9 protein-coding genes are annotated in these 13,880 nt (G+C 43.4%); 7 read left to right on the top strand and 2 right to left on the bottom strand.

Going from position 1 to position 13,880, the window contains the following annotated elements; translation table 11 throughout:
• Positions 1-57 precede the first annotated feature (57 nt).
• From leuO to L3V35_RS20660, 5 genes are all read left to right on the top strand, one after another.
• The gene (leuO, locus tag L3V35_RS20680) at positions 58-1,017 is read left to right on the top strand and encodes a transcriptional regulator LeuO (RefSeq protein WP_060983006.1); all 960 of its coding nucleotides are present in this window, start codon (positions 58-60) and stop codon (positions 1,015-1,017) included.
• Between the two features lie 201 nt (positions 1,018-1,218).
• A complete protein-coding gene (locus tag L3V35_RS20675; protein ID WP_065207197.1) occupies positions 1,219-3,027 on the top strand; it encodes a long-chain fatty acid--CoA ligase in 1,809 nt (602 codons plus the stop codon).
• 460 nt (positions 3,028-3,487) lie between these two features.
• Positions 3,488-5,245 (top strand): acetolactate synthase 3 large subunit, encoded by a 1,758-nt coding sequence (locus L3V35_RS20670; RefSeq protein ID WP_237300559.1) that lies wholly within the window; start codon positions 3,488-3,490, stop codon positions 5,243-5,245.
• Between the two features lies 1 nt (position 5,246).
• Entirely contained in the window at positions 5,247-5,741 is a 495-nt protein-coding gene (ilvN, locus tag L3V35_RS20665) for an acetolactate synthase small subunit (RefSeq protein WP_004735875.1), read from the top strand.
• A gap of 111 nt (positions 5,742-5,852) precedes the next feature.
• The gene (locus tag L3V35_RS20660) at positions 5,853-7,736 is read left to right on the top strand and encodes a diguanylate cyclase (RefSeq protein WP_237300558.1); all 1,884 of its coding nucleotides are present in this window, start codon (positions 5,853-5,855) and stop codon (positions 7,734-7,736) included.
• Between the two features lie 663 nt (positions 7,737-8,399).
• Here L3V35_RS20660 and L3V35_RS20655 read toward each other — a convergent pair.
• Both L3V35_RS20655 and pykF read right to left on the bottom strand, forming a co-directional pair.
• Positions 8,400-9,071, bottom strand: coding sequence for an FCD domain-containing protein (locus tag L3V35_RS20655; RefSeq protein WP_017080206.1), 672 nt, complete (start codon positions 9,069-9,071; stop codon positions 8,400-8,402).
• Between the two features lie 173 nt (positions 9,072-9,244).
• A complete protein-coding gene (gene pykF, locus L3V35_RS20650; RefSeq protein ID WP_054547842.1) occupies positions 9,245-10,657 on the bottom strand; it encodes a pyruvate kinase PykF in 1,413 nt (470 codons plus the stop codon).
• 429 nt (positions 10,658-11,086) lie between these two features.
• Between pykF and L3V35_RS20645 the strand changes: the two genes are divergently transcribed.
• Both L3V35_RS20645 and glmS read left to right on the top strand, forming a co-directional pair.
• Complete coding sequence (locus L3V35_RS20645; RefSeq protein WP_017080207.1) at positions 11,087-11,857, top strand: DeoR family transcriptional regulator; 771 nt, start codon at positions 11,087-11,089, stop codon at positions 11,855-11,857.
• A gap of 107 nt (positions 11,858-11,964) precedes the next feature.
• Entirely contained in the window at positions 11,965-13,797 is a 1,833-nt protein-coding gene (glmS, locus tag L3V35_RS20640; protein WP_017098929.1) for a glutamine--fructose-6-phosphate transaminase (isomerizing), read from the top strand.
• Positions 13,798-13,880 lie beyond the last annotated feature (83 nt).

Raw genomic sequence — 13,880 nt, 5'->3', positions numbered from 1 at the left:
ATCTATTCCTATACCATTACCAATTTAACGCTGTCGAACCGACAAGAGGCAACTTGAATGTTAGAGAAAAAAGACGCAATGAGTGCTATTGCAAGCTACAGAATGGAAAGCACACTTCGTGGAGTCGACTTAAATCTTTTGACTGTATTTGATGCAGTTATGCAAGAGCAAAACATTACACGTGCAGCTCATAATCTGGGTATGTCTCAGCCTGCTGTAAGTAACGCTGTTGCTCGTCTAAAAGTGATGTTTAACGACGAACTATTCATGCGTCAAGGTCGTGGTATTCAGCCGACTCAACGTGCTCGTCAGTTGTTTGGTCCAATCCGCCAAGCACTACAGCTAGTACGCAATGAACTGCCAAGTTCTGTGTTCTCTCCAGAGTCGTCTTCTCGTCTGTTCAAACTTGCGATTTGTAGCCCTTGTGACATGCGTTTTGCACCTAAGATTATGTCGACAATCAACGACCAAGCACCTAGCGTTAAACTGCACATGGATGCAGAATTCGATCGTCAACTTTCTGAGCGTATGCGCTACCAAGAAATCGACTTCGTTATTGATTACGCTCGTTTTGATGAGCAGGGCTTTTCAAGCACTGAGATCTTCCAAGACGAATTAGTTGTTGTTGCTTCTGCTTCTCACCCACGTATCAACGGTGAAGTTTCAGCGGCAGAGCTGCTTAACGAAAAGCACGCAAAATTGTCTCGCATTCACGGTCAACGTAGCTTCTCTGAGCAAGCTTACCGTGACCTAGATTGCACGCCTTTCTACGAAGGTACGAGCTTGAGCAACGTTCTTTACGTTGTTGGTCAATCTGAATTAGTGACGATTGCACCTCGTTGGATGGTAGAACATGCAGCAAATAAAGAGCAGCTTCAGATTCTAGATTTCCCATTCGATAATGCGGCAATTTCTGGCTTCCTAAGCTGGCACGAATCAAGCGAAAAGGACAAAGGACACATTTGGTTACGAGATCAGTTAATGATGATCTGTGGCGAAGTAGTGGCGCTTAACTAAGCACTAATCCCTATGATTTATAAGCCCTAAGCTGGGAGTCTGGCTTAGGGCTTTTTTGTACCTGCTATTTTTGTTGATAGAAAACTTAGCGTGAGACGTACTATTACTTATAACTTTGAGCTTCATCAGTTGCCTTTTCCATGATCAGAGGTACACTTGTGCGCTCAAAAAAGCTTACAGGTGTAAGCCAAAGGTAAAGAGATGGCCAATTTAGATTTTCATATCGTAAAAAGACTTCGTGACCAAATTGCCCAAGGTGGCAACCGTACAGCTTTGAAGCATAAAGTCGACAATGTATGGCAAGGTATTAGCTGGGAACAGTTTGGACAACAGATCGATACGCTTTCGTTAGCACTGTTGGCTCACGGACTGAGAGTTCAGGATAAGATAGGCATCTTTTCGAACAATATGCCTCAGTGGACTGTGGCAGATTTTGCATCTTTACAAGCGCGTCTTGTAACGGTACCAATCTACCCAACCAACACAGCGGCGCAGTCTTCTTACATTATCCAAAATGCAGATGTGAAGATCTTATTCGTTGGCGAGCAAGCTCAATTTGATGCGGCGGTTAGCCTTTTTGAAGAGTGTGAACAGCTAGAAGTTGTTGTGGCGATGTCTGCTGATATCGACACTCAAGAACATAGTTTTGCTGTTTCATGGCAGGACTTCATGGCTCGTGGTGTTGAAGCTCAACAAGCGGAACTTGACGTTCGCTTAGCTGATGCAAACATGGATGACTTACTGACCCTTATCTATACCTCTGGCACGACAGGCCAACCAAAAGGTGTGATGCTTGATTACACTAATATTGGCTATCAATTGAAAGGTCACGATGAACGTCTTAGCTTAACTAAAGATGACGTATCACTGTGTTTCTTACCTTTATCACACGTATTTGAGCGCGCTTGGACTTTCTATGCCCTTTATAAAGGTGCAACCAACTGTTACCTGCAAGACACGATGCAAGTACGCGATGCTCTAAGCGATGTAAAACCGACAGTAATGTGTGCAGTTCCCCGTTTCTACGAGAAGATTTTCTCAGCGATTCACGAGAAGGTATCTAAAGCACCGTTTATCCGTAAAGTGCTGTTTACTTGGGCGGTTAATATGGGAGCGAAGCTTTCTGTTTGTCACCAAGAAGGTCGTACTCCATCATTCATGCTGAAGAAGAGCCATGCGCTTGCCGATAAGCTTGTGTTATCTAAACTGCGAGCTCTGTTAGGCGGAAACATTAACTTTATGCCATGTGGTGGTGCGAAGCTTGATGAAACCATTGGTCGCTTCTTCCACGCGATTGGTATCAACGTAAAACTTGGCTACGGCATGACAGAAACCACGGCAACAGTATCGTGCTGGGATGACCGCTGTTTTAACCCTGATTCGATTGGTATGTCGATGCCGGGTGCTGAAGTCAAAATTGGTGCGAAGGACGAGATTCTTGTTCGTGGTCCAATGGTGATGCGTGGCTACTACAAGATGCCCGAAGAGACCGCTAAGACATTTGACGAGCACGGTTTCCTAAAGACTGGTGATGCGGGACATTTTGATGAAAATGGTAACCTGTTCATTACTGATCGTATTAAAGAATTGATGAAGACCTCTGGCGGTAAGTATATTGCACCGCAAGTGGTTGAAGGCGCGATTGGTAAAGATCACTTTATCGAACAGATTGCCGTTATCGCTGATACGCGCAAATTCGTTTCTGCGTTGATCGTTCCTTGTTATGACTCGCTAGAAGAGTATGCCAAAGAGCTGAATATCAAGTATCACGACCGTGTTGAGCTTGTTAAACATCACCAGATTGTCGAGATGCTAGAGAAGCGCGTGAATGACTTACAGAAAGAGTTGGCTAAGTTTGAGCAAGTGAAGAAATTCAAGTTGCTGCCAAAAGCATTTTCTATGGATGATGGCGAACTGACACCTACTCAAAAATTGCGTCGTAAAGTTATCAACGATAAGTATCAAGACGAAATCGAAGAAATGTACAATGAAAAGCCTAAAGATAAGTAGTTTTCTGCTTAGATAAATTTTCAGTTGTTTAAAAATCCCCCTACGAATGTGATTGCATTTTTAGGGGGATTTTTTATGCCTGCTGACACAGCACAATGTGCGAAAGCGCACACCAATAAGGGCGTAATTAATCGATAAACCGTGATTCATTTGAATATTAAGCTCTTTTTTTTAGGTGTTAATTGGTTTTTAAATCTAACTATTGGGTTTGGTTTGGGTTTTATTTAATGCTTTCAGCTAATAGTTGGTTTTTTGACGTAATTATCGGATAACAGGTGTTAGACCAGATGATAATAAAGCGTTAAAGTTGTTTCGTATTACTGTTTGTTGTTATCACGACAGACAGCCATAGCCGAAAAAGTGGAAGTATTTCGAATTAGGCTACGAATAAGCCCTAGACTATGAAAAACCAGCCCAACATGTTCACCAAATATGGTTGGAAACTGGTGAGGAGAGCAATATGACAACAAAACCTGAAACAGCCATGTCATCCGGCGCTGAAATGTTATCCGGCGCTGAGATGGTGGTGCAGTCTCTAATTGAAGAGGGTGTAGAACAAATTTTTGGTTACCCAGGTGGTTCTGTACTTGATATCTATGATGCGCTGCATGCTAAAACTGCTGAAATTAAACACGTATTAGTACGACACGAACAAGCCGCTACCCATATGGCAGATGGCTATACTCGTTCTACCGGTAAGCCGGGCGTAGTACTTGTGTGTTCTGGTCCAGGTGCGACCAATACCGTTACTGGTATTGCCACAGCCTACATGGACTCAATTCCAATGATAGTTATTTCTGGTAACGTACCAAATAGCTTAATTGGTAATGACGCCTTCCAAGAGTGTGACATCGTGGGTGTATCCCGTCCGATTGTTAAACACAGCTTCCTCGTTAAGAAAGCGGAAGATATCCCTGAAGTCGTTAAAAAAGCATTCTATATTTCAACGACAGGACGTCCTGGTCCTGTGGTTATTGATCTGCCAAAAGACATCTTAAACCCACAAATCAAGCTTCCTTATGAATACCCAAAAACGATCAAAATGCGTTCATATAACCCAACGGTTACGGGTCATAAAGGTCAGATCAAAAAGGCGCTAAAAGCCCTTCTTGAAGCGAAGAAACCGGTACTTTATGTCGGTGGTGGTGCGGTTATTTCTGAGGCAGATAAGCCGCTGTTAAAATTAGCAGAGGCACTGAATTTACCTGTGGTAAGCACCCTAATGGGGCTTGGCGCTTTCCCTGGTACCCATAAAAACTCTTTGGGTATGTTGGGCATGCATGGTTTGTATGAAGCCAATATGGCGATGCACAATGCGGACTTGATCTTTGGTATTGGCGTACGTTTCGATGATCGAACCACCAATAACCTAGATAAGTACTGCCCTGATGCGAAGATCATGCACATTGATATCGATCCATCTTCTATCTCTAAGAACGTTAAAGTGGATCTACCGATTGTAGGTTCCGCGGAAAAAGTACTAGAGAGCATGGTTAACCTGCTTATTGAGCAAGGTGGAACTAACGATGCAGAAGCGATGGAAAGCTGGTGGAGTGAAATTAAACAGTGGCAAGAGCGTGACTGCTTAGCGTATGACAAAACGTCTGGTCGTATTAAACCGCAACAAGTTATTGAAACACTTCATAAAGTAACCAATGGCGATGCCTATGTTGCTTCTGATGTAGGTCAACACCAAATGTTTGCTGCTTTGTACTACCCGTTTGACAAGCCACGCCGTTGGATTAACTCTGGTGGTCTAGGCACAATGGGCTTTGGCCTACCTGCTGGTATGGGCGTTAAGTTTGCGAAACCTGATGAAGAAGTTGTGATTGTTACTGGTGACGGCAGTATTCAAATGAATATCCAAGAGCTGTCGACTGCGCTGCAATACAATATTCCCGTTAAGATTATTAACCTTAACAACCGTTTCTTAGGCATGGTAAAACAGTGGCAAGACATTGTTTATCAAGGTCGTTACTCTAATTCATATATGGACTCTGTTCCTGATTTTGCTGCGATTGCCGAGGCTTATGGCCACGTTGGCATGCGTATTTCATCTCCGGATGAACTGGAATCAGGTTTGGAAAAAGCACTGGCGATGAAAGACCGTTTGGTATTTGTCGATATCAGTGTGGATGACACCGAGCACGTATACCCAATGCAGATCAAAGGCGAGGGTATGGATAACATGTGGCTAAGCAAAACGGAGAGAACATAATATGAGACACATCCTTTCACTATTAATGGAAAACCAACCAGGTGCACTTTCTCGAGTGGTTGGCTTGTTTTCTCAGCGTGGCTACAACATCGAGTCTTTGAATGTATCTCCTACGGATGATCCAACGCTTTCTCGTCTGAACGTCACCACTAACTCGAGCGAAATGCAGCTTGAGCAGATCCAAAAACAGCTACACAAGTTAATCGACGTACTTAAGGTACAAGAAGTGTCTGAGCTTGAGCATATCGAGCGTGAACTTTTGATGGTAAAAGTACGCGCTAGCGGCTTTGCTCGTGCTGAAGTGAAACGCACAGCGGATATCTTTCGTGGCCAAATCGTTGATGTGACGGCTTCGCAATATACGGTTCAAATGGCTGGCACTAGCGAGAAGCTGGATGCTTTCATTCAGGCATTGTCTGAAGTAACGGAAGTACTTGAAGTGGCTCGAAGTGGGGTTGTTGGCATCGCACGTGGTGAACGAGCGTTGAAAGCCTAAACAAGAAGTATTTAAAAAATAGTTTAAAAGCCGCTTTTTTAAGCGGCTTTTATTTTGTTAATTTCCTAGAGTGCTATAATCTTGCGCTCTCTTTTTCTTCCTGAGCTAGTAATGCGAAATAAAAAATCAATAATTACATTACTAATCATCTCAATCACACTCTGTTCAGCTGTCGCTCTATATTACTTGCAGCGATATAAAGAAGTGAAGCAGCAGAGTTTTGACTACTCGGCCAAGCAAGCCGTCCATCAATTGGTGTACGCCAAGCGAGACTACGATCTTCTTAAGACTCAATTAGTTTCCGTAATGGGCCTGTTGAGCCACAGTCAAAGCTTGGTTAACTTTGCCTCTTCTCCCTCTGACCAAACCAAAGATCTACTTGAAGAGGTTTGGCAGTCTGTACTTGTTAATCAGAAATGGTATACACAGATCCACCTGCTAGATATCTCGGGTAAAGAGCTGGTTCGTGTGAACTACTCCGCTGATTCAGGCCACATAACGGTACCGCAACAGCTTCAAGATAAATCTGACTCGAGCTACTTTCAATACGCCCAAAAACTAGAAGCTGAACAAATTGGCGGCTGGGGCATTGAGCTTGAAATGGAACATGGTGAGATCACCTTCCCTTATATGCCGGTAATTCGTGTCTTTACCCCTGTAGAAACACCTGAGAAAAGAGTGGGCTACCTTGTTATTAATCTCGACGTATGGGGTTTATCGTCGCGTCTTAGTTTTTCACCTGATAATGATCTTAGAGCAGAAGTTCTTAATGAAGCGGGTTATTACATAGCGAGTAACCATAGCGGTAAGCTGTTTGGCGATTCTATTCCAGAAAGAAAAGGCTACAACCTGAAAAACATCGCACCACAGGCATGGGAAGCGATCTCTAATGATCAGGTGGGGCACGTTTTTGAAGATGGCAACTTGTTTGCGTTTAACACGGTGATGCTCGCGAATAATCAAAAGGTCCATTTACTGATTCAACTTAATCAGAAACAACTGATGGATCGAGCTGAACCGAGCTTAAGTGACCTCTCTCAAGAAGAAGTGTTTGTGTTGCTAACGGTACTGGTCTTTGCGTTTCCGTTTGCTTATTTAGTGACTCATTACCGACGTCGAAGTCTAGAAAGTAAGTTGGCACGCGCCGCATTGAGCGGCATGTCGGCCGTCATGATCTCTGATAAGCAGCATCGTACTATGATGATCAACAACGAGTTTGAGAACATGACGGGGTACAGCAAAACTCAAGTTATCGGAAAGAACGCATTGCAGCTATTGCTTGAGAATACCGACCAAGAGCTCTCAAGTTCTGATATCTGGAGTCATTTAGAGCAAGAAGAAGTCTGGGAAGGTGAAGTAGAGTGTAAGAACAAACTGCGTATTCCTTTCACCGCGATCATGAGAGTCCAGGCGGTTAAAAATAACTCTGGAAAGGTCAGCTATTATATTACTTCCTTAGTCGATATTTCTGTTAGGAAGGAGCTTGAGGTGCGTTTGAGGATCTTAAGTGAACGAGATTCTTTGAGTAACCTTTGGAACCGCCGCAAGTTCGAAGAGCAGCTCGCGTATTATTCTCGCTTGGTCGAGCGTTACCCTAATGAAGCGACCACTTGCTTAGCTTTAGTCGATATTGATAACTTCAAACGAATCAATGACGAACTGGGCCACGATGAAGGCGACCGGGTGATTGCAAGTGTTGCAAGGCTTCTACAAGACAGCCTACGCAATACTGATTTTGTTGCTCGCGTAGGGGGTGAGGAGTTTGCATTACTGATGCCACACACCTCACTGCCGGAAGCGAAACGTGTGTTGGATCGATTACGAATAGAAATAGAGCTATCCTCAGGGACTAAAGTGACGGTGAGTGTCGGTTTCACTGATTTGACAAGCAACAGCACTCGCTCATACAAATGTGCCGATGTTGGGCTCTACGAATCTAAATCGTCTGGGCGCAATACCGTCTCTATGTGCCCTAGTCATGCTGATGTCGCTTAATCTTTCATTACTCGATTAGTTTTTAATATTTCACTTGGCTTTCAACAGACTTAGCCCTTAAAAAGATTTACGTTTTAAGTGACTAACCACTTTCCTATCAAGCCATCTTTCTCGCTTCGTATCTTTTAAAGCTAGCCTTCAGCAGTTCCTTTCAACATCTATAATAGGAATCTCACTTTTGAGGCGACCTATGTCACAAGTCTTATGTAGTTAGACTAAAGTCTAATGCTGATGAAAATTTGAGCTAAAATAAACAATAAGTAAACTACCTTGCTTCAGGTTGCGTCGTGTTAAGCGAACCAATAAACAGAGTGTTTACCCGATATAAAAGGGATGACACCGTTAACTTAATTCAGCTGGTTAGCTCGCCTTATCAATGGCTTGAGAGATAGCAGTAGAATTAGGTTAGCTGTAGCAAGAGTTTGGGGATCATACTGTCTGGTTAAAAGAGGCGTGGTATGTTTGTCGATTTTTTAGTGAGGTTAACCATAGGCACATTGGTCATTCTTGGCTTTCAACTGAGTGCACTGTATTTTTTACCTATGGTTGTACTGCTCAATACTCATCACAAAGAGTTTTTTGGGTGGTAGTTCAGTCGTGATACTGGAAACAAAAAACGGAGCCGTTGGCTCCGTTTTTATTTGGTTAGAATCTATCTTGGCGTTATGCCGCTTCGATAACTTCTTCAATTCGTTTCATTGAACCTAGTAAATGTTGATCAAGTAACTCTGTTGCTTGTTCTGCATTCTTAGAGAGTACTAGCTTCATGATCATTTCGTGCTCATCAATATTGAACAGATCATCAGATGCTGTTTCAGCTGACATTGCTAAGAAGCGGTAACGTTTAACTTGGTTAATAAGTTCATCAAAGAACTTAAACATGTTCTCTGAATCAGCACCTTCAAGCAACGCGACATGGAATTGTTGGTGGCGTTCTTCCCATTCAACAGAATCAAATTCTTCTTCTACGTTCTGAAGGCGTGATAGTTTGTGGTAAGAGGTCAACACTTCTAATTCCCAGCTTTCATCACCAGCTGAGATCGCTTTTTTAAGCAGAACGGAAGAGACCAGTCGAAGGCTTTCGTATAGGTCATTGAGTTCTTTCTTTGATACCGGAGATACCCAGCAGCCTTTCTGTGGCTCTAGCTTTACGTATTTACTCCAAGATAACTGCACTAAGGCTTCACGAATTGGAGATGCGCCTACGTTGTATCGTGCTTTTAGATCAGCAACAACGAGTTTTTGGCCAGGGGTTAACTCACCATTGAGAATATCTTGGCGAATCATCTTTGATACTTTGTCTGTGAGCGTAGGACTAGACATTACAAACCTCATGCATATTTGATTCTAGTCTGCTAATCCGTCTCTTAGAAAGAGCCCATGGAAGTTAACAGTACGTGATTCTACTGTGATTGATAATACAGCGTACTGAAAAGTTAGGCAAGATTTGTTTCATAAAAAAAGAGGGCCGAAGCCCTCTTTTATATTTTATGCGTATCGGTTCATTCTTATAGAACGTGAACAGATGCCGTGTTTGTAGTACCAGAAGCTACTAGAGCGCCAGAAACCATTACTACGATATCGCCTTTGTTACCTAGGCCAGATTGTAGAGCGATTTCTTTACCGTTGATGTAGAACGTGTCTGTGTTCTCGATAGAGTCAACAAGAACTGGTTTAACACCTTTAGTAAGAACTAGCTGTGCAGCTGTTTTTTCGTTAGTTGTTAGAGCAAGGATGTTTGCAGTTGGGAAGTACTTACGTACTGAACGTGCAGACTTACCGCCTTCAGTTGCAACAACGATTAGAGGAGCCGCTAGCTTCTCTGCTGTGTCTACCGCACCTTTACATACTGCTTCAGTAATGCGTAGGCGTGGGCTGTCTAGACGAGAACCTAGCTCAGCTTTAAGAGCTGAATCAGTGCGGTTCGCGATTTGAGCCATGATAGTTACAGCTTCAACTGGGTACTTACCTTTAGCAGTTTCACCAGAAAGCATTACTGCATCAGTACCATCCATGATTGCGTTCGCAACGTCACCCGCTTCAGCACGAGTTGGACGTGGGTTGCTGATCATAGAGTCAAGCATTTGAGTTGCAGTGATAACCATCTTACGTGCGCGGTTACACTTCTCGATCATCATCTTCTGAGCGAAGATTACTTCTTCAGCTGGGATTTCAACACCTAGGTCACCACGAGCAACCATGATGCCGTCAGAAGCTTCAAGGATTGAATCGAAGTTATCTACACCTTCTTGGTTTTCAATCTTAGAAATGATGTGGATGTTCTCGCCGCCGTTAGCGTTTAGAAGCTCACGGATTTCTTTAACGTCGTCTTCTTTACGGATGAAAGAAGCAGCTACGAAATCAACGCCTTGCTCACAACCAAACTTAAGGTCAGCTTTGTCTTTCTCAGAAAGAGCTGGAAGTTGAACAGAAACGCCAGGAAGGTTAACACCTTTGTTTTCGCCTAGAGCACCGTTGTTAAGAACTTTACACTTAACTTCAGTTTCTGTTGTTGCGATAACTTCCATTTCGATTAGGCCGTCATCAACAAGGATAGTGTTACCAGCAGTTAGGTCTTTAGCGAAACCTAGGTAAGTTACTGCTACTACGTCTTTGTTACCAACAACTGTTGCGTCAGTTGTGAAAGTGAACTCTTGACCAGCTACTAGATCTACGTCGTTACCATCTTCAAGTTTGATAGTACGGATTTCTGGACCTTTAGTATCTAGAAGGATAGCAAGTTGCTCACCTTTTTTTTCCATTACTGTACGGAAGTTCGCGATACGAGTGCCGTGTTCTGCGAAGTCACCGTGAGAGAAGTTAAGACGCATAACGTTCATGCCAGCATCTACTAGTTCAGTTAGCTTCTCTACAGATTCAGTTTTAGGGCCAATCGTACATACGATTTTGGTCTTTTTCATGGAAGGTACTCTCCGGTAAGTATTGTTACAATTTGAAATTTATTTAAGGTCTGAAGATTGGTCCGCTACATCAACATTTTGTGCCTGTTGTGTAAAAGCGCGGGACTTCCAATATGTCCTTCAGAGTTGTAAGTCTTTCATCAATTTTAGTCATTTTATGACCAAAAGATTTTGATTCAATATCGGTTTTATGTGACTTACCCCACTATATAAGAGGTAAGTTGCAAAAAAATAACAGTCAGTTTTGTAATTTTTTTTCTTTTCGGGTGCGGATTCTACCACCTAATCAGTTCAATATCACTGCTTAACAATTGTCTTAGGACAAGGTTTTATCGCTATTTATTAATTTTTTGGATCAAAATAAATGGACTAAATAGTTTCGTTGTAACTATAATATGTTTCAAATCGAAACTTACTGGCCTTTTTTAAATGTCGAAACGAAACACCCAGCTCAGAAGACATGCTATTTCTAACCTCGTTAATGAAAAGGGGGAGGTTAGTGTTGATGAACTATCCGCTAAATTCGAAACCTCAGAGGTCACGATTAGAAAGGACTTAGCGTCTTTAGAGAAAAACGGTCAGCTTTTGCGCCGTTATGGTGGTGCGATTTCATTACCGAAAGAGGTTGTGAACGAAGAACTGGGTCCACAAGTTTCGACTCGAAAGATTTCATTAGCGAAAGCCGCTGCAGATCTAATTCGCGACCATAATCGCATTGTGATCGATAGCGGTAGCACGACAGGAGCGCTAATTCAGCAGCTCAATAGCAAACGTGGTTTGGTTGTAATGACCAACTCGTTGCATGTTGCTAATGCACTTAATGAGTTGGAAAGCGAACCAACACTGCTAATGACCGGCGGCACTTGGGATACCCATTCGGATTCTTTTCAAGGCAAAGTCGCAGAATCAGTACTTCGAGCTTACGATTTTGATCAACTATTTATCGGGGCTGATGGTATCGACCTTGATAGAGGCACAACTACGTTCAATGAATTGGTTGGCCTAAGTAAAGTAATGGCTGAAGTGTCACGAGAAGTGATCGTGATGGTTGAGTCGGAAAAGGTGGGACGAAAGATCCCGAACTTAGAGCTGGCATGGGAACACATTGACATCTTAATTACCGATACAGATTTAGGCGAAGAATCCAAAGTAAGTATCGAATCACATGATGTTCGAGTGATCCTGACCGATCCAGCGTAAAAACAAATTTAAGTATTATGCATTTACCTTCCTATAATTGATCTTAATAAAGATCTGGCCTTTGCTTGCTGCCAATAGGAATAAAACGAAATTGATGGAGTGAAACTATGTGTGGAATTGTTGGTGCAGTAGCACAGCGTGATGTAGCCGAAATTTTAGTAGAAGGCCTTCGCCGCCTAGAATATCGTGGCTACGATTCAGCGGGTGTCGCTGTAGTTGATAGCGAATCTAACCTAACTCGTGTACGCCGCCTTGGTAAAGTACAAGAGCTAGCAGACGCAGTCGATCAACAACATGTTATTGGCGGTACTGGTATCGCTCATACACGTTGGGCGACACACGGTGAGCCTTCTGAAGCAAACGCACACCCACACATGTCGGGCGATATTGCCGTTGTACACAATGGCATTATCGAAAACCACGAAGCACTGCGCGCTCTGCTGCAAGAGCGTGGCTACGTGTTTACTTCACAAACAGATACCGAAGTTATCGCTCATCTTGTTGAGTGGGAACTTCGTACGTCAGCTTCTTTGGTTGAAGCTCTGCAAAAAACAGCAAAGCAATTAGACGGTGCATACGGCACTGTGGCGGTTGATCGTAAAGATCCTAGCCGTATCGTTGTTGCTCGTTCTGGTAGCCCAATCGTTATCGGTTTTGGTGTCGGTGAGAATTTCCTAGCCTCTGACCAACTTGCACTGTTAAGCGTAACTCGTCGCTTCATGTACTTAGAAGAAGGTGATGTTGCTGAGGTGACTCGTCGTGATGTAACAGTATTTGATGTGGCGGGCGAGCGTGTTGAGCGTGAAATCGTTGAATCAAACGCAGAACACGATGCCGGTGACAAAGGTCAATACCGTCACTTTATGCAGAAAGAGATCTTTGAGCAGCCAACAGCGCTGATCAACACAATGGAAGGCCGTATTTCTGACACTTCAGTTATCACTAACGCGATTGGTGTTAAAGCGGAAGAGATTCTAAGCAAGGTTGAACACGTGCAGATCATCGCATGTGGTACGTCTTACAACTCAGGCATGGCAGCTCGTTACTGGTTTGAATCTCTAGCAGGCGTAAGCTGTGACGTAGAGATTGCTTCTGAATTCCGTTACCGTGATTTCGTTGTTCGTCCGAATAGCCTATTGGTGACTCTGTCTCAGTCTGGTGAAACGGCTGATACGCTTGCTGCACTTCGTCTTGCAAAAGAGAAGGGTTACATGTCAGCAATGACTATCTGTAACGTTGCAGGTTCTTCGCTAGTTCGTGAATCTGATTTTGCCTTTATGACTCGCGCAGGAACAGAGATCGGCGTAGCTTCAACTAAAGCCTTCACAACACAGCTAGCGGCAATGCTGATGATGGTAACTTCAATTGGTCGTCTACAAGGTCGCATCAATGAAGAGAAAGAAGCAGAGATCGTTCAAGCACTGCATCAACTGCCTGCTGATATCGAGAAAGCATTAGCGTTTGATAAAGAGATCGAAGCGCTAGCACCTGATTTTGCTGATAAGCATCACACACTGTTCTTGGGTCGTGGTGAGTTCTACCCAATCGCGATGGAAGCGTCTCTGAAACTGAAAGAGATCTCTTACATCCACGCAGAAGCATACGCGGCTGGTGAGCTTAAGCACGGTCCTTTGGCTCTTATCGATGCAGATATGCCTGTAGTCGTTATTGCACCAAGCAACGACTTATTAGAGAAGCTGAAATCAAACGTTGAAGAAGTACGTGCTCGTGGCGGTCTACTTTACGTATTCGCAGATGAAGATGCAGGCTTTGAAAGCGATGAGAACATGAAGATCATCAAGATGCCTCACGTAAGTGAAGTAACAGCACCTATCTACTACACAGTACCGATGCAGCTGTTGTCTTACCACGTAGCACTAATCAAAGGTACCGATGTTGACCAACCTCGTAACCTAGCGAAAGCGGTTACGGTTGAATAATCGTTAGCTTGTCTAAGAAAATTAGATAATAAGAAGCCCATCCTGTGATGGGCTTTTTTGTGTCTGTTAGCTAACGATCAGCG

It is taken from the genome of Vibrio sp. L5-1, from assembly GCF_021728315.1.
In the GTDB taxonomy this organism is placed as follows: domain Bacteria; phylum Pseudomonadota; class Gammaproteobacteria; order Enterobacterales; family Vibrionaceae; genus Vibrio; species Vibrio splendidus_K.
Note: the sequence above shows the minus strand (reverse complement) of the source record. Positions and strands in the feature narration are given on the sequence as shown.